Origin of the sequence: Rhodococcus sp. 27YEA6 (genome assembly GCF_044908235.1) — a bacterium.
In the GTDB taxonomy this organism is placed as follows: Bacteria; Actinomycetota; Actinomycetes; order Mycobacteriales; family Mycobacteriaceae; genus Rhodococcus_F; species Rhodococcus_F qingshengii.
This window is the reverse complement of record NZ_JBIYCY010000004.1, coordinates 411415-428621: the sequence shown is the minus strand read 5'-3', so window position 1 is coordinate 428621 and position 17207 is coordinate 411415. Positions and strand designations below refer to the sequence as shown.

The 17207-nt window shown below is 62.6% G+C and carries 16 protein-coding genes and 1 tRNA gene; 10 read left to right on the top strand and 7 right to left on the bottom strand.

What is annotated here, in order from left to right; genetic code table 11:
- The first annotated feature begins 47 nt into the window (after positions 1-47).
- From ABH939_RS14625 to ABH939_RS14610, 4 genes are all read left to right on the top strand, one after another.
- Positions 48-1352 (top strand): DUF222 domain-containing protein, encoded by a 1305-nt coding sequence (locus ABH939_RS14625; protein WP_404649739.1) that lies wholly within the window; start codon positions 48-50, stop codon positions 1350-1352.
- A gap of 307 nt (positions 1353-1659) precedes the next feature.
- Positions 1660-2787, top strand: a complete 1128-nt coding sequence (locus tag ABH939_RS14620; RefSeq protein WP_007735481.1) for an NDMA-dependent alcohol dehydrogenase — start codon at positions 1660-1662, stop codon at positions 2785-2787.
- 36 nt (positions 2788-2823) lie between these two features.
- Entirely contained in the window at positions 2824-3663 is an 840-nt protein-coding gene (locus tag ABH939_RS14615; RefSeq protein ID WP_007735479.1) for a serine hydrolase, read from the top strand.
- A 128-nt stretch (positions 3664-3791) separates the two neighbouring features.
- Entirely contained in the window at positions 3792-4301 is a 510-nt protein-coding gene (locus ABH939_RS14610; protein ID WP_042445731.1) for a DUF3145 domain-containing protein, read from the top strand.
- Between the two features lie 110 nt (positions 4302-4411).
- On the opposite strand, the gene ABH939_RS14605 is transcribed toward ABH939_RS14610, so the two are convergent.
- The 6 genes from ABH939_RS14605 to aceE all read right to left on the bottom strand — a co-directional run bounded on the left by ABH939_RS14605 (position 4412) and on the right by aceE (position 12892).
- On the bottom strand, positions 4412-5845 hold the full coding sequence (locus ABH939_RS14605) for an acyl-CoA carboxylase subunit beta (protein ID WP_003941597.1): 1434 nt from the start codon (positions 5843-5845) through the stop codon (positions 4412-4414).
- Between the two features lie 108 nt (positions 5846-5953).
- Entirely contained in the window at positions 5954-7204 is a 1251-nt protein-coding gene (locus tag ABH939_RS14600; protein WP_003941591.1) for a KasA/KasB family beta-ketoacyl-ACP synthase, read from the bottom strand.
- Positions 7205-7211: 7 nt separating this feature from the next.
- Entirely contained in the window at positions 7212-7487 is a 276-nt protein-coding gene (acpM, locus tag ABH939_RS14595) for a meromycolate extension acyl carrier protein AcpM (RefSeq protein ID WP_003941649.1), read from the bottom strand.
- Positions 7488-7572: 85 nt separating this feature from the next.
- Complete coding sequence (locus ABH939_RS14590; RefSeq protein WP_082845760.1) at positions 7573-8481, bottom strand: ACP S-malonyltransferase; 909 nt, start codon at positions 8479-8481, stop codon at positions 7573-7575.
- A 127-nt stretch (positions 8482-8608) separates the two neighbouring features.
- On the bottom strand, positions 8609-9937 hold the full coding sequence (locus ABH939_RS14585) for a CdaR family transcriptional regulator (protein ID WP_003941635.1): 1329 nt from the start codon (positions 9935-9937) through the stop codon (positions 8609-8611).
- A gap of 99 nt (positions 9938-10036) precedes the next feature.
- Positions 10037-12892: a pyruvate dehydrogenase (acetyl-transferring), homodimeric type gene (aceE, locus tag ABH939_RS14580; protein WP_042445740.1), complete on the bottom strand. Its 2856-nt coding sequence runs from the start codon at positions 12890-12892 to the stop codon at positions 10037-10039.
- Positions 12893-13125: 233 nt separating this feature from the next.
- Here aceE and ABH939_RS14575 point away from each other — a divergent pair, with 233 nt between their 5' ends.
- From ABH939_RS14575 to ABH939_RS14550, 6 genes are all read left to right on the top strand, one after another.
- Positions 13126-13686, top strand: coding sequence for a hypothetical protein (locus ABH939_RS14575; protein WP_228401081.1), 561 nt, complete (start codon positions 13126-13128; stop codon positions 13684-13686).
- Between the two features lie 177 nt (positions 13687-13863).
- The gene (locus tag ABH939_RS14570; RefSeq protein WP_003941575.1) at positions 13864-14289 is read left to right on the top strand and encodes a DUF3052 domain-containing protein; all 426 of its coding nucleotides are present in this window, start codon (positions 13864-13866) and stop codon (positions 14287-14289) included.
- 35 nt (positions 14290-14324) lie between these two features.
- The gene (locus ABH939_RS14565) at positions 14325-14789 is read left to right on the top strand and encodes a peroxiredoxin (RefSeq protein WP_003941619.1); all 465 of its coding nucleotides are present in this window, start codon (positions 14325-14327) and stop codon (positions 14787-14789) included.
- A 32-nt stretch (positions 14790-14821) separates the two neighbouring features.
- Positions 14822-14893 (top strand) — tRNA-Val (locus tag ABH939_RS14560).
- A 92-nt stretch (positions 14894-14985) separates the two neighbouring features.
- Positions 14986-15210 carry a hypothetical protein gene (locus tag ABH939_RS14555; protein ID WP_064689136.1) on the top strand — a complete coding sequence of 75 codons (225 nt, stop codon included), beginning with the start codon at positions 14986-14988 and terminating at the stop codon, positions 15208-15210.
- Positions 15211-15275: 65 nt separating this feature from the next.
- Positions 15276-16295 (top strand): cobalamin biosynthesis protein, encoded by a 1020-nt coding sequence (locus ABH939_RS14550; RefSeq protein ID WP_404649758.1) that lies wholly within the window; start codon positions 15276-15278, stop codon positions 16293-16295.
- Here the strand turns inward: ABH939_RS14550 and ABH939_RS14545 are convergent.
- Entirely contained in the window at positions 16236-17174 is a 939-nt protein-coding gene (locus tag ABH939_RS14545; RefSeq protein ID WP_204856013.1) for an SURF1 family protein, read from the bottom strand. The genes ABH939_RS14550 and ABH939_RS14545 overlap by 60 nt on opposite strands.
- Between the last annotated feature and the right edge of the window lie 33 nt (positions 17175-17207).

Genomic DNA, 17207 nt, shown 5'->3' with positions numbered 1-17207 from the left:
TCGAACGGGTGTTCGAGTATCCTTTGGGGAGGGGATCGGGGGATTCAATGAGTGTCTTGTTGTCGGATGTGGTGTCTGGTTCTGCGGTGGGGTTACGCGGACGGTTGTGGCAGTTGTCTGCTGCTGAGTTGCGTGAGGCTGCGGTGTCGTCGAGTGCGGAGATTCTGCGTCTCGAGGCTGTGCGTGTGGCGGTGGTGGACGAGTTGTCGTTGCGCCCGGATGATCAGGTGATTGCCAGCCGCGGGGTGGGTGCGTGGGTGGCGGCGAACACGATGCTGCAGGTTCGGGACGGGAAGAAGATCGCCGCGTTGGGTGCGGCTTTGCGGCCGTTTCCGGCGGTGGCGGCTCGGTTCGATGGCGGGGATTGCTCGTTCGAGCATGCCGTGTTGATCGTGGCGTTCTGTGAATCACCACCGAAAGGCATGCCGGAGGAGGCGCTACCTCGCTGTATCGATTTGTTGTTGGCTGCTGCGTCGGGTGTGGGGGCGACGACGACGAAGGTGCGGAACGTGATCGCGACGTTGGAGCGGTTGTTCGAGTCGGATGAGATTCCGCCCGCCGAGGATGTCGATCTCAACGAGTTGCGGATCGCGTCGACGCTCAATGGTCGGGTGGTGGTGCGTGGGGATTTCGACGCCCTGACCGGTGAAATGTTGTTGTCGGCGTTGTCGAATCTGACGATGCCGACCCCCGCTCCGGATGGAACCCCGGATTCTCGGTCGGCGGCGAAACGCACTGCGGACGGGTTCACCGAACTGATCCGCCGTTACCTGGACTGCGCCAAAACAGGCACAGACGGTGGTCAACGCCCGCACGTGAACGTGCACATCAACGCTCGGGATCTCGCTGAGCATCGGGACTGCGCCGCGACACCCTCCACTGCTGATGACGGAATGGCTGTATCGGATCTCGATGTCGGGCACATGCCCTGGCTCGGACCGCTGTCGGTGTCGCAGACCAGGCTTCTCGGGTGTGATTGTTTCCTGTCCACGGTTCTGCTCGACGATCACGGCGCACCGCTCGATGCGAAACCCGGAAAACGATTGGTCACCCCCGAACAGCGAGTGGCGTTGATCGCCCGAGACAGGGGCTGCGCGTTCCCGGGGTGTTCATGTGTGCCTGCCTGGACGGATGCGCACCATATCCGGCACTGGGCCAACGGTGGCCCGACGGTGATGAACAACCTTGTCCGGCTGTGCCGTTCGCACCACCGGTTGATGCACCGGAAATCAGGGTTCGTCGGGAAGTGGGCGATTCGGATCGGTGTCGACAACAAACCCTGGTTCATCCCACCACCCTCGATCGACCCCGGCCAGCAACCGCGGCCGGCGAACACCACCTTCAAAACCTGAGGACGAACCTCAGATGCACCAGAACATGCCCAGGTCTGTTTCAGACCCGCTGCTCTGTGTCCGACCGATTGGTGGGGGTGGAGTCGAATGGTTGCGTGCTTTCGGGGCGGCTCTACTTTCGGGTGCCCGTGTGGCCTGTCCCACTCAGTGGGTCATTATTCCGTTGTTGCCGCGCCGGTTGTGCCAGGTCATTTGGACGTCTGACCTGCAGTGCAAAATCTTTCGTTAGAACACGTTCCAATTTCGCAGATTTGTGGCTATGGTCACAGAGATAGATGCGGGTGTGCGAATGAAAGGGTGAAGTGACGTGAAGACCAAGGGTGCAATCCTGTGGGGCCTCAATGAAAAGTGGTCCGTCGAGGAGATCGAGATCGGTGAGCCGGTAGCCGGCGAAGTTCAGATTCGCATGGAAGCGGCCGGAATGTGCCACTCCGATCACCACATCGTCACCGGCGCGACCCCGATGCCGTCGTTCCCCGTCATGGGTGGGCACGAGGGTTCGGGCGTCATCACCAAGCTCGGCCCGGAGGTCAAGGGTCTGGAGGTCGGCGACCACGTCGTTCTGTCCTTCATTCCGGCTTGTGGAACCTGTCCGGCGTGTTCGGCCGGTCATCAGAACCTGTGTGACCTCGGGATGGGCCTCCTCAGCGGCCAGGCCATCAGTGACGGCACTTACCGGATCCAGGCTCGCGGCGAAAACGTGATCCCGATGTGCCTGCTAGGGACGTTCTCGCCCTACATGGTCGTGAACCAGTCGTCAGTGGTGAAGATCGACAAGGATATTCCGTTCGAGGTTGCCGCACTCGTCGGTTGCGGCGTCCCGACCGGTTGGGGATCGGCAACCCACATCGCCGATGTGAAGCCCGGCGAAGACGTTGTGATCATGGGTGTCGGCGGCGTCGGTATCAGTGCGCTACAGGGTGCAGTTGCATCGGGCGCCCGGTACATCTTTGCCATCGACCCCGTGCCGTGGAAGCGTGAGCAGGCTCTGAAGTTCGGCGCAACGCACGCTTTCGAAAGCGCTGCCGCTGCCATTCAGCCGATCATCGACGCTACGTATGGCCGCATGGCACAGAAGACGATCATCACCGTCGGCGAAATGAGGGGTGAGTACGTCGAAGAAGCGATGATTCTGACGGCAAAGGCCGGCCGTTGTGTCGTCACCGCAATGGGGCACCTGACGGACATGGATGTGAAGCTGAACCTGTTCCTGATGGCGATGCTTCAGAAGGACCTTCAGGGCAACATTTTCGGCGGTGGCAACGCTCGCCAGGACGTGCCGAACCTCCTCGCGATGTACAAGGCAGGCAAGCTGAACCTCGACGACATGGTGACTCGGACCTACACGCTCGAAGGCGTGAACGACGGCTACCAGGACATGTTGGATGGCAAGAACATCCGCGGCGTCATCCGCTACACCGAAGCTGACTGGTGATCGGAAGCGCAACCCTTGTGCCAGTAGTCTGATCGGGTGCCCAGTACTCACAGTCTCGACGTAATCCAGCAGTGGCCGGTCGACAATGCGGCAGCGGTCGTCCTCTCCGGAAAGAATCCCGGTGAGGGCGACCGCATTCGTGGTTTCAGTGGCGACCAGGCGCATGTTTTCCCCCTGGCTTCGGTGACAAAATTGTTGTGCGCCTACGCGATTCTCGTGGCAGTGGAGGAGGGGGCGGTCGAGTTGGATGGGCCGGCCGGGCCTGAGGGGTCGACCGTTCGTCATCTCCTCGCACATGCTTCGGGATTGGCATTCGCCGAACGTGTTGTTCAGGCGCCGGTGGCGTCGAAGCGGATTTACTCGAGTGCGGGGTTCGAGGTGCTTGCCGAGTTGGTTTCCCGGGAGACCGAGATCGAATTTGCCGACTATCTGGCCGAGGCGGTGTTCGCGCCGTTGGCGATGACCAGCGCGGCTCTTGTCGGTCCGGCCGGTCACGGTGCGCAGGCATCGGCAGACGACTTGGCCAAGTTCGCGGCTGAACTGCTCTCGCCGACTCTGGTCTCGGCGCAGACGTTCGCAGAGGCGACAACTGTGCAGTTCCCGGGGCTCAACGGAATTCTTCCGGGTTACGGCTCTCAGCGCCCCAACGACTGGGGGCTCGGATTCGAAATTCGGGGCGACAAGCGTCCGCATTGGACGGGTCTCGAGAACTCGGCCGCTACCTTCGGTCATTTCGGCCAGTCCGGGACGTTCCTGTGGGTCGATCCCACGATCGATACTGCGTGCGTCGTGCTTACCGATCGCGATTTCGGTGATTGGGCCAAGCCTTTGTGGACCGAATTGTCGGATGGCGTGGTCGGTGAAGTTTCGCGGTAGAGCACAAATTTCTCTCCTTCCACTGGCGCAACACGGGTAACACAAGGCACACTGTTCAATCGAGCGTGCTGCACGAACTCGACAGAGGTCGTTGGGGAAGACGTCCCTCGTCGAAGCAGGAGGCTCGAGTGCGCGAAATGAATCAATTCGCGGACGTGACGACTGGTGTGGTTTACATCCACTCGTCGCCCGCGGCGCTGTGCCCGCACGTGGATTGGGCTTTGTCCGCCACGTTGGACAGCCCTGCCAAGCTCAGATGGACCTCACAGCCTGCCTACGACGGGCTTCTGCGTGCGACGACGGACTGGACGGGTCCCGTCGGAACCTGTGCCCGCCTGGTCGACTCGCTACGCGCGTGGCCGATGTTGCGGTTCGAGGTCACCGAGGACCCGAGTCATGGCGTCGACGGCGAACGGTACAGCCATGTGCCCGGTCTGGGCCTGTGGCGCGGATCCACCAGTGCGAACGGTGATGTCGTCGTAGGGGAGATGAAACTGCGGTCCATCATGAATTCCGGTGGAGACATCGCCGCGGAAATCGATCGGGCGATAGGTACACCGTGGGACGAGGAACTCGAACCCTTCCGGAGTTCAGGCGAAGGTGCCGAAGTGACATGGCTGCGAAGGCGTGTCAGCTGACCGAGGTCCATCCTGAACCCGGAGTGCTCTCGCGGCTTGAACGACAAAGACTTGAATGACAAAGGTGGGCCCCGCCGTATCGGCGAGGCCCACCTTGCTGTCCAGGGTTGTCAGAGCGGAATGTTCTTGTGCCGCGCGCGGACAGATGGTGCAGACGCGAGGGCAGCGGTCACGATGCTGCGAGTCTTCGCCGGGTCGATTTCCTCGTCGACGACGCCGATTTCGACCGCGCGGTCGACGCCGCCCGCGATTGCCTCGTGCTCGGCAGCGAGTCGGTCGTGCAATGCTTCACGCTCGTCGTCCGGTGCAGCTGCGAGGGCCCGCTTGTGCAGGATGCCGACAGCAGCCTTCGCACCCATCACGGCTACTTCGGAGTTGGGCCAAGCGAATACGGCCGTGGCTCCCAGTGCTCGCGAGTTCATCGCGATGTAGGCGCCGCCGTAGATCTTTCGAGTGACGACGGTGACGCGGGGGACCGTTGCCTCGGCGAAGGCGTGAAGTAACTTCGCTCCGCGTCGGACAACGCCTTCCCACTCCATCGAGACGCCCGGCAAATACCCGGGAACATCGACGACGACCACGAGCGGCACGCCAAATGCGTTGCACAGTCGCACGAATCGAGCGGCCTTCTCTGCACTTTCGGAGTTCAGGCACCCCCCGAGTCGCAGTGGGTTGTTCGCAATGACGCCAACGGTGCGTCCGGCCATCCGGCCGAAACCGGTGACGATGCTCCGAGCGTAATTGCCTTGCAGTTCTTCGAAACTCGACTCGCCTTCGACGTTGTCGAGCATTTCGTGAACGATCGGACGAACGTCGTACGCGCGTTTCGCGGAGGCAGGCATCATGGCGCGCAGATCGCTGTCGCCGAGTTCCGCTGCCCGCTGATCGAATTCGCCCTGCTCGCACATCATCGAGACCAGGCGGCGCGCGCGGTGCAATGCGTCGGCCTCGTCGTGTGCGGCGATGTGCGCGACACCCGACTTCTTGGTGTGTGTGTCCGGACCGCCGAGTGACACCATGTCGACCTGTTCGCCGGTGACACTACGAACTACGTCTGGCCCGGTGACGAACACTCGGCCTTCCGGCGCCATGATCACGACATCGGTGAGGGCTGGACCATACGCGGCTCCGCCAGCGGCAAAGCCGAGCACGACGGAAATTTGAGGTATGAGACCCGACGCGCGGACCATGGCCTCGAAGACCAGTCCGACGGCGTGGAGCGCCTCGACGCCTTCAGCCAGACGCGCGCCACCGGAGTGCCAGAGGCCCACGATCGGGGACTCTTCCTCGATGGCGGTATCGATGGCTTTGACGAGGTGTTTGCAACCGTCGACGCCCATGGCGCCACCCATGACAGTGGCGTCGGAGCAGTATGCGATGGTGCGGACGCCGTCGATGTTTCCGGACGCGGCGAGCACACCGGACTTGTCACGGGCGTGGAGCGGCACTGTTGTGCCGGGGTCGAACAGATTTTCCAGGCGCGCAAGAGGATCGCGCGGGTCTGTCGATGATTCGGACTTTGTCACGGGGGCCAGGATGGTCATCGCGTCCTCCTTCAGTACGAGCCTTGGGTGGAACGAAAGGTCGGTGTTGTCCGCGGGTGACGTTGTGTTGCAACGACACCCGCGGACAGGTGCAAACCGCGGTTCGGGCTAGGCCCGACCGAAGGCGAGCGCGACATTGTGCCCACCGAAACCGAACGAGTTGTTCAGTGCGAAATCGAAAGAGCCGGTTCGGGGTTCACCCTTGACGACATCGAGATCGATTTCTGGATCCTGGCTGTCAACATTGAGCGTGGGCGGGATGATCCCGTCACGCACTGCCAGAACCGTGAGGACTGATTCGAGGGCGCCGACAGCGCCGATCGAGTGTCCCAGCGCGGATTTCGGGCCGTACACCGCAGCGTGATTGCCGACCGCTGCGTTGATTGCCTTTGCCTCTGCGATGTCACCGATCGGCGTCGCAGTGGCGTGGGCGTTGATGTGCTTGATGTCGGACTTCGTCAGTCCGGCCATCTCGATTGCTCGGGTCATGGCTCGCGCCGCGCCCAGGCCTTCCGGATGCGGTGCCACGATGTGGTACCCGTCCGAAGTGATTCCGGAACCAAGCAGGCGGGCGTGAATCGTTGCCCCGCGTGCCTTTGCGTGCTCCTCGGTTTCGAGGATCATCAAGGCGCCGGCTTCGCCGAAGACAAATCCGTCGCGGTCCTTGTCGAAAGGACGTGAAGCTGCGGCCGGATTGTCGTTGTTGGTGCTCATCGCACGCATCATGGCGAAGCTCGCGATCGGAACGGCGTCGATGAAGCTCTCGACTCCACCAGCCACAACCATGTCCGCGTCACCCATGACAAGCATGCGGTGAGCGTGAGCAATTGCCTCGGAACCTGATGAACATGCCGACACCGGAGTGATGACGCCACCGCGGGCCCCGAGTTCGAGTCCGACCGTTGCGGCCGGTCCGTTGGGCATGACCATCTGTACCGAGAACGGGGACACCTTGCGGTATCCGCCGCCACGGAGCTTGTCGACGGCGTCGATGAGCGTGTCGCCGCCGCCGAGTCCGGTGCCGATGACAACGGCCAGGCGGTCCTGATCGACTTCAGGGCTGCCGGCGTTGCTCCAGACCGTGCGACTCAACGTGAGGGCAAGGCGTTCCACCCAGCTCATCCGTCGAATTTCGACGCGGGACAAGCCCTCGTCCGGTGAAACCTTCAGGTGCCCGCCGATGCGAATGGGAAGGTCGAACTCGTCGATGAACGGGTCATCGAGGATTCCGATGCCGCTTTCGCCGGCGAGGAGCGCCTTCCACGTGCCATCCACATCACCAGCCACCGAGGTCGACGTCGCGAGGCTCGTGACGACGATGTCGGGGAATTTCCCTTTGCGGGTAGAAGCGGAAGTCACGGTCGGCTCACTCTGCGTTCTTGGCTTCGGCGCCTTCGGCTTCGAGCTTCTGGATGTACGCGACGATGTCGCCGACGGTGCGCAGGCCTGCGAGATCCTCGTCGGGGACCTTCACGCCGTACTTGTCTTCGGTCTGAACGGCGATCTCGACCATGGACAGGGAGTCGATATCGAGGTCGTCCACGAAGGACTTGTCAACGGTGACCTCGGAAGGCTCGATACCGGTGACCTCCTCCACGATCTGGCCGAGTTCCGCGATGATTTCTTCCTGAGTGTGGGCCACTGGTGTGGCTCCCTTCTTGATCGATTGAGGTGGGGTGAAACGTCCGGCCGCCGTTCGGGCTGATCGGCCGGGTGGGCGTCCGAGCTTAGGTCAGCTCGGACAGTGCGGAGATATCCTCCGGGTTCTTGAGGGCCACCGTCGGTGTGCCACGCATTTCACGCTTGGCAATTCCGACGAGGGTTCCGGCCGGCGGGAGTTCCACGATCGCGCTGACTTCTGCTGCCCGCAACGACGCGGAGCAGAGGTCCCAACGAACGGGGCGGGTTACCTGCGCGGCAAGCTTGGTGAGGGCGTCGGCGCCCGAGGAGACGGGTGCGCCATCCGAGTTGGAAAGCAGCGTGCGCGTCGGATCGGAAGGGGTGATCTTGGCGGCAGCAGCTGCGACGGCGTCCTGCGCCGGCGCCATGAAGCGGGTGTGGAAAGCTCCGGCGACGGGTAGTGCGCGGACTCGGGCCTTTTCGGGTGCGTTTGCTGCGAGTTCTTCGAGCGCGGTGAGCAGTCCGGCCGCCACGATCTGGCCGGCCGCATTGCGGTTGGCTGCTTCCAGCCCGAGTTCTTCGATTCGTGCGAGCACTTCGGCTTCGTCTCCACCGAGAACGGCTGACATGCCCGTGGGCTCGAGCGAACAAGCCTTGGCCATCTCGGCGCCACGGAGGGCGGCAAGCGCGACCGCGTCGTCAGCGGAGATAACACCGGCGACCGCAGCAGCGGCAAGTTCACCCACCGAATGGCCGGCAGCGATGACGTCGGCGCCGAGGAGCCCACGTGATTCGATTTCCTCGTATGCCAGCAGAGCAGCGGCAACGACGAGGGGCTGGGTTACCGAGGTGTCGGTGATTTCTTCGGCGGTCGCGGTCGTGCCGAGTCGGACGAGGTCCAGGCCGGCTGCCTTCGACCACACTTCGAGGCGGTCTTGTGCTCCGGGCAGTGCCAGCCAGGGGCTGAGCATGCCGGGTGTCTGAGAGCCCTGTCCCGGGGCGAGCAACGAAATCACTTATTAAGAGAACACCGCCGCGAGCGACCTGCGAGATGTCGGTCGCGATGAACTCTGGCGAAGTGTTTTGTAGGGTTCCCACAAAATCCCACGTCGCGCTCGGCCATCGAAATTGGACGCTCAGGGGTTACAGGTTTGTTTGTCCGGATGTTAAAGATGTGACTGAAGTAACCGAATTGTTCGATTTGAGATCGATTTGTGTCAATCGGCCCACGGTAGCGGCGATCCGTAGTACATACGCGTCGCGTGGATTCGTTGGATCCCGGCCGGTAACTTCGGCGATTCGCTTCAAGCGGTACCGAACGGTATTTGGATGAACAAACAGAAGACGTGCACAAGTCTCAACCGCACCTCCACAGTCGAGATAACTGTCTAAAGTATCGGTCAAGACTGTGCCGGATTCAGCTAAAGGTGCGACGAGGAAATCGCGAAGAGCCTTCACGGCAGCGGCGTCTCCCAGTAGTGCCCGTTCCGGGAGCAGTTCAGTCGCGAAAACGGGACGAGGTGCGCCGCGCCACCCGGCAACAGCCTTGATTCCCGCCAGCGCTTCGGACGCACTGAAGTGCGCTGCGCTCAACGAGGGTGTCGTCGGGCCGATCACCACCGGCTCGTCGGCGAAACTCATGAGCAGGTCTTGAAGGAATTGGCTGCCTTCCGTCTTGCTACTCAGTTCCCCGCTGACGATCATCACCAGTCGCGGACCCTGCACCACGGCGAGAACAGCGCGCCCGTGCGCGGCGGCAGTCGCGTGGACGGTGCCGGCAACCGAGACCCGCTCGTCCGGCGGGGGAGACCCGACGATGACGGTGGCCGGAGCCGTGGCATCCCAGTTCAAGGTGGCGGCGCGAGAGAGCATGTCCGAGCCGGTGTCTCCCTGCACGACGGCGTCGACGACGAGCGCTTCCAGTCGCGTGTCCAGGGCACCCCGCGACTCGGCAGCGCTTGCGTACACCGTCGCTGCTGCGAAACCGAGTTCACGCCCGTAGCGCAGGACGGCTTCTGTCAGCGCGATCAGCTGCTGATCGTTGCGGGCGAGAGCCGGCAGCCATTTCTCGAAGAACTCCATCGCCACCCGGACCATGTCGACGGTCTGGCGCAGCGTGAGCTGTCGAGCAAGATCCTGAGGGATGACCGGAAACGACTCGTATCCGAAGCTGATCTCCGAGTCGAGTTGCCGCAGCCATTCCAGGAAATTCACCACCGACGTCTGCACCAACAGTTGAACGTCGGCGCGTTGCGAAGCGTCGAGACTGTCGAAGAACGGAAGCTGCTCCTCCATCACGGTCACGGCCTCGGTGGAGAGCCGGCCGGAGAACTGTTTGACGCGGCGGAGCAAGGCTTCTGGAAGTGGATCGCGAACCTGACGACGGCGGGCGAGTACAGCCTGCAACCCGGACGACTGAGGTCGAGTGCGGCGTACGCCCTCTTCGGGTTTCTCGGGATCAGGTTCGGGCATGAGAAAAACCTACGCCCATCACCGCAGCGGATGTCGAGATGACACCCGCGGCGATGGGCGTAGGTCTGTTTTCGATCGCTGGGACTGTTGCCCTACGACTTAGGCGCTACCGGTGTCCCCGGTCTGCTCGGGAGCAGCATTCACGTCGTCGATGCGGTATCGGCTCGCTGCTTCGACGGCCTTCGACCGCTCGATCGATCCTTCCTTCGCCAAACCGATCAACACGGCAACGACGATGGACTCGGCATCGACGTTGAAGTAGCGACGCGCTGCAGTGCGTGTGTCGGAGAACCCGAACCCGTCCGTACCGAGCGTGGTGTAGTCGCCGGGAACCCACTGACGGATCTGGTCCGAGACCGCCCGCATCCAGTCCGAAGCCGCGACGACAGGGCCTTGGGCCGACGACAACGCCGTGGTGACGAAGGGAACCGGAGCATCCTCGGACGGATTGAGCAGCGCCTGACGTTCGCATTCGACGCCTTCGCGGCGCAGCTCACCCCAGGACGTGACCGACCAGACGTCGGCCGAGACGCCCCATTCGTCGGCGAGCAGCTTCTGCGCGCGCAGCCCCTCGGGCATAGCGACACCGGAGACGAGGATCTGTGCCTTCGGGCCCGATGCTTCGGACGTCTTGTAGAGGTAGATGCCCTTGAGCAAGCCCTCGACGTCGAGACCTTCGGGCTCGGCCGGCTGAACGTACGGCTCGTTGTAGATGGTCAGGTAGTAGAAGATGTTCTCGCCACCGAAACCGTCGACGCCCTCGGTGCCGCCGTACATGCGGCGCAAGCCGTCCTTGACGATGTGCGCCAACTCGTACGAGAACGCGGCGTCGTACGTGACAGCTGCGGGGTTGGTGGATGCCAGGAGCAGCGAGTGTCCGTCGGCGTGCTGAAGACCTTCACCGGTCAGAGTTGTACGACCGGCGGTGGCGCCGAGAACGAATCCCCGAGCCATCTGGTCGGCAGCCGCCCACAGGCCGTCGCCGGTGCGCTGGAAACCGAACATCGAGTAGAAGATGTACAGCGGAATCATCGGTTCACCGTGGGTGGCGTACGACGTGCCGACTGCGGTGAACGAAGCCGTCGAACCGGCCTCGTTGATGCCCTCGTGCAGGATCTGGCCGATCGGGCTCTCCTTGTAGGCGAGCATGAGTTCGGCGTCGACGGACGTGTAGAGCTGCCCGTTGCGGTTGTAGATCTTCAGCGACGGGAACCACGAGTCCATACCGAACGTGCGAGCCTCGTCCGGGATGATCGGCACGATGCGCTTGCCGATTTCCTTGTCGCGCAACAGTTCCTTGAGGATGCGCACGATCGCCATGGTGGTGGCGACTTCCTGCTTGCCCGAACCCTTGCGGATGACGTCGTACGTCTTGTCCTCGGGGAGCTTGAGCGGAGCAGCGTCGGTGTTGCGGGAAGGCAGGAACCCGCCCAGTGCTTTACGACGGTCGAGCATGTACTTGATCTCGGGTGCGTCGGCGCCCGGGTGGTAGTACGGAGGCAGGTACGGATCCTTCTCGAGCTCGGCGTCCGAGATCGGGATGTGCTGCATGTCGCGGAACGCCTTGAGATCGTCCAGCGTCAGCTTCTTCATCTGGTGCGTGGCGTTGCGGCCCTCGAAGTGCTTACCGAGGGTGTAGCCCTTGATGGTGTGCGCCAGGATGACCGTCGGCTGGCCCTTGTGTGCCATGGCCGCTGCGTAGGCGGCGTGGACCTTGCGGTAGTCGTGGCCACCGCGCTTGAGGTTCCAGATTTCCTGGTCTGTGAGGTCCTTGACCAGTTCCTTGGTGCGGGGGTCACGTCCGAAGAAGTGATCGCGTACGAACGCGCCGTCGTTGGCCTTGTACGTCTGGTAGTCACCGTCCGGCGTCACGTTCATCAGGTTGACCAGTGCGCCGTCGCGATCGGCGTGCAGCAGCGCATCCCACTCGCGACCCCAGACGACCTTGATGACGTTCCAGCCGGCACCGCGGAAGAACGATTCCAGTTCCTGGATGATCTTTCCGTTGCCGCGGACCGGGCCGTCGAGGCGTTGGAGGTTGCAGTTCACCACGAACGTGAGGTTGTCGAGGCCTTCGGTTGCCGCGACGTGAGCGAGGCCGCGTGACTCGGGCTCGTCCATTTCGCCGTCGCCGAGGAACGCCCACACGTGCTGATCGGTGGTGTCCTTGATGCCGCGGTCGTTGAGGTAGTGGTTGAACCGGGCCTGGTAGATGGCGTTCATCGGGCCGAGGCCCATCGAGACCGTCGGGAACTCCCAGAAGTCGGGAAGCAGCCGCGGGTGCGGGTAGGACGGCAGTGCGCCGCCGAAGTCGGCGTGGGACTTCTCCTGGCGGAATCCGTCGAGCTGTTCCGCGGGGATGCGGCCCTCGAGGAAGGCGCGTGCGTAGATGCCGGGGGAGGCGTGACCCTGGATGAAGATGTGGTCGCCACCGCCCGGGTGGTCCTTGCCGCGGAAGAAGTGGTTGAAGCCGACCTCGTACAACGCTGCCGAGGATGCGTAGGTGGAGATGTGACCGCCGACGCCGACGCCCGGTCGCTGAGCGCGGTGGACCATGATCGCGGCGTTCCAACGGATCCAGGCGCGATAGCGGCGCTCGACCTCTTCGTCACCGGGGAACCACGGCTCGTTTTCGGTCGGAATCGTGTTGACGTAGTCGGTCGAAGTGAGCGCGGGGAGTGCGACGTGCTTCTCGCCGGCGCGTTCGAGCATGCGGAGCATGAGGTAGCGGGCACGCGTGGGTCCGGATCGATCCAGAAGTCCGTCGAATGATTCGAGCCATTCGGTGGTCTCGTCCGGATCGATGTCCGGCAGGTACGACGCAACACCTTCGCGAATGACGCGAACGCGACCGTCGGTTCCCCCCGGCGTATTCGACGCGGGCGAACCCGACTCGCCGGCGGCGCCGGAATCGGCGTTCTGCCCGGACGCGGGACCCTGGATCAGGTCAGACAACGTGTGCTCCTCATTGGTTTGGGGACGCGTGGTGGGGCGTCCTTACATAGGTGATCGAGGCCTTGTTAGGTCCGACGCACTTCCATCGTGAATATGGCGCGTACCTCATCTTTCACCATCCCGGTCGGTCCGGCACACCTCGCCTCTGGTTACTCTCGGGTAGCGTTTTTCGGCGTGACGCAGGGGTGTGATGGTTCCCCGTAGTCACAGGCTTGGGGGATCGATCGGAACGTATGAAGGGGTGGGAAAAAATAAACAAAGAAATCAATTACGGCAGGGTCGGGGCGTGGGTCTCGGTCGGATCGATCGCAGTGGGACTGTCGGTGATCGTGGGATGTTCGGCGGCGGTGACCGGATCGGCAGTACCCAATGAAGCGCACGTGGCTGCATACCAATCCGAGGTGAGTATTTCGATGGCCGCCGCGTCCTCGTCGAAAGCGGCGGCAGATGCGGCAGATGCGGCGTTCGCGATCTGTGAGGAAGCGGTCTCTCGATCGAAAAACGACGTGGTTGCGTTCAATGCCTACGTCGACGCCGGAAATCATGGTGAGACCGACCTGAGAGCCGAAGCAAGCGCTGCTGCTTCCTCGGCAAGGGAGACGGCCTCGTGGTTCGACTCGGTCTCGAGTGAACTTCCGACGCAACTTTCCGGACTGTTCGCCGAATTGGCCGCGAACCTACGTTCATCTGCTGTCGTGATCGAGAGTGATCATTCGGCCGATGAAATCAATTCGATCAGCGATACGAGCAATTCGATTCGCAAGTCGATCTTCGATGAATGTGGATCCCTGTGACCTGCGGTAATCCGCAGGCGTAAGGTTCGCCGTGTGTCAGAAGACGATCTTTGGTGAAAGTTTTCGGCGTGGTCGGCTTGCGCTAACGCCTCAGACCATGTTCGCTTTCCCTAATTGATCGTCAAACGGTAGGTGTGCGGGGTCGCCACACACCATCAACAAAAGGAGGACCCCACCGTGGTCGCCGCGGCGGATGCCCAGAACTACGCTCAGAAACTCGGGATTACCACTGACATGGTGGTGCAGGAACTGGGCTGGGATGAGGATACCGACGACGGCATTCGTGCCGCGGTTGAGGAAACCATCGGCGGGGAAATGCTCGACGAGGATTCCGACGAGGTCATCGACGTCGTGCTGCTGTGGTGGCGCGACGAGGACGGTGACCTGGTGGACGCCCTCATGGATGCCATCGGGCCCCTCGCCGACGAAGGCTTCGTGTGGGTTCTCACTCCCAAGACCGGTCTCGACGGACACGTCGAGCCCAGCGAGATCGCCGAATCGGCGCCGACTGCCGGCCTGACGCAGACATCGGCAGCCAACCTCGGTGACTGGTCGGGAAGTCGACTGGTTCAGCCGAAGGCTCGTCCGGCCAACAAGCGCTGACCCGGTCCTTTCCGCACTTTCCCAAGGAATCGCACATGCCTCTCGAAGTTGGTGCCCAGGCACCGGATTTCACCTTGAAGGACCAGAACAACCAGGAAGTTTCGCTCGCAGATTTCCGCGGTAAGAAGAACGTTCTGCTGGTCTTCTATCCGTTGGCCTTCACCGGGACTTGTCAGGGGGAACTCTGCAAGGTCCGTGACGAGCTTCCGAAGTTCGAGAACGACGACACCGCCATTCTCGCGATTTCTGTCGGTGCTTCGCCGACTCACAAGATCTGGTCGGCCGAGCAGGGATACACATTTCCCTTGCTGTCGGACTTCTGGCCGCACGGTGAGGTCGCTCAGAAGTACGAGGTGTTCAACGACAAGTTGGGCTTCGCGAATCGTGGCACCTTTGTCATCGACAAAGACGGAATCATTCGTTTTGCCGAGATGAACGGCCCCGGAGAAGCCCGTGACCACGGACTTTGGGCAAACGCGCTTGCCGCGCTAGAGTCTTAGAGCACTCCCGGTGAGGGTCTCACCGGGAGTTCGGGCGTGTAGCTCAGTGGTAGAGCTCTGGTTTTACACACCAGCGGTCGGGGGTTCGAAACCCTCCGCGCCCACCGAAGAATTCAAACCCCGATCTGCATGTCGATGCAGATCGGGGTTTTTCATTTTCGACAACGAATTGTCCGCAATACGCCATTCTGGACGCATGTCCAGTTCTGTGATCGAAGTAGCCGTCGACCCGACGCGCGTGCATCCCACCCGTCCGCACATACACATCGCCGAGATGCCCAGTCTCAGTGTTGCGTTGTTCGCGGGGCAGACGATCCGGGTTCGTTCCCAGAGCGACGCACTGGCGACCGGGATTGCCCGTGTCTGGGAAATCAACCGAATGCACCGCTTGATCTATCTGACGATCGACTGGGGCAGGTAGTGCTCAGCTCGGGCAGATACGTGACGGTTGGCCAGAGAACGAGCGTGGCTGCTAAAACTACGCTCGTGCACATTTCGGTTCGCTCGTCCCGATCTCGATTCAACGCGCGAGCTGCCGGGCTTCTCCTCGGATTCGTCGCGGATCGGGTCTTCGCCGATCCGGGGCGGTTCCATCCGGTTGCCGGCTTCGGAACCGCGGCTATCGCGCTGCAGAAGATGTCCTACCGGGACTCGCGCGCGGCCGGAACACTTCATGTCGCTGTGCTCTTGGCCGGCACCGCTGGACTTGGGCTCGCAGCCGAAGCAGCGTCGCGCCGGGCCGGTTGGGTGGCCGTCACGGGTACGACAGCGATGGCTACCTGGGCTGTGCTCGGCGGGACGTCGCTTGCACGCACCGGCATCGATATGGCCGCTCGATTGGAGGCGTCACAGGTCGATGGTGACCTGACGAAAGCGCGCGAGCTTCTCCCTTCACTGTGTGGACGCGATCCCTCGGTGCTGGGCGAGGAGGGCCTCACGCGTGCAGCGCTGGAGTCGGTCGCCGAAAACACCTCGGATGCAAGCGTCGGTGCAATGTTCTGGGGTGCAATTGCGGGCGTGCCGGGTCTGTTCGTCTACCGCGCCGCCAACACCCTCGACGCGATGATCGGCTACCGCTCCGAGAAATACCGCAGATTCGGGTGGGCTGCGGCGAGGTTCGACGACCTGGTCAACATCGTCCCCGCTCGGCTGACAGGTGCGCTGACGGCTGCGTGTGCACCGGTGGTAGGCGGCTCGGTTCAGGAATCACTGGCAGCGTGGAAACGCGACGCAGCGGCTCATCCAAGCCCCAATGCGGGCGTCGCGGAAGCGTCGGCGGCAGGGGCGTTGGGCATTTCGTTGGGTGGTCGGACCGAGTACGCGCACGGGGTGGAGATGCGTCCCGTCCTCGGCCGCGGGACTGTGCCGACGCCGAACGATCTGCGCCGCGCGTCGAGGCTTTCGTCGGCGGTGCAGATCAGTGCAGTTGTGGTGTCAGCGGGTATTTCAGCGGGTATTGCCGTATCGATCGGCAAGTTTGGCTTCCTGCGCCGTCAGCGGCACTGATTCCGGCTCCGGCTTCTTGCGACGGCTGAAGGTACGAGCCGGTTCGGCGGGGGATGAGGCAGGCGCGGACACCGGCGCTTCCGGGGTCGTCTCGGTAGCGGCGTCGTCCGCTGCGAAACCGTCGACAGCTGCTTGAGCTGCCTTCTCCTTGCGACGTTCGCGCCACTCCGCGCGAATGAAGTAGGCCAGTCCGAGCGGCGCCATGATGCCGAACGCCAGCCACTGGAACCCGTACGAGAGGTAGGGGCCTGCATCGAGTTGGGGGAGAGGGATCGTCCCCAGGCCGCCGGGCTGGTCGGGTTCGAGTTGGATGTACGCGTCGATCAGGTCCGTTCCGATGAACTCGCCGATAGGTTGTGCGTCGATGGAGTAGACCTGTTTCGCGCCGTCCTCGAACATCGGAACTCGGCCGGGCGCGGTGCCTTCCGACAGACGCACGCGACCGTTGAGAGTGACCGGATCGGTCGGCGGCGCGGCGATGGGCGGTGCCTCGGCGCCGTTGATCGGCCGAACGTATCCGCGATTGACGAGGATCGTGCGGCCGTCGTCGAGAAGGAAAGGCGTCAGGATCTCGTACGACGGTGCGCCCTCGATGGACTGCAGTCGAACGAGGATGTCGGCGTCGGGCAGATAGGTGCCTGCCGCGGTGATGTTTCGCCATTCGTCGTCCGGTGCGATCGTCGAATCGGCGATGACGTCACCGATCGGCACGGTCTCCGCGTTGATCGAGTTCGAGATCAGATCATTGCGGTGCTCGGTCTTTGTGTTCTTGCCGAGTTGCCATGGGGCGAGCACGGTGAAGCACAGGTAGGCGAAGAGCCCGACCACAGCTGCCAGTACCAACCAACCGGGCCGCAACAGGAATTTCAGTCTTCGCACACGTCCACGGTATCCGTTGCCCGAACGGGAGTG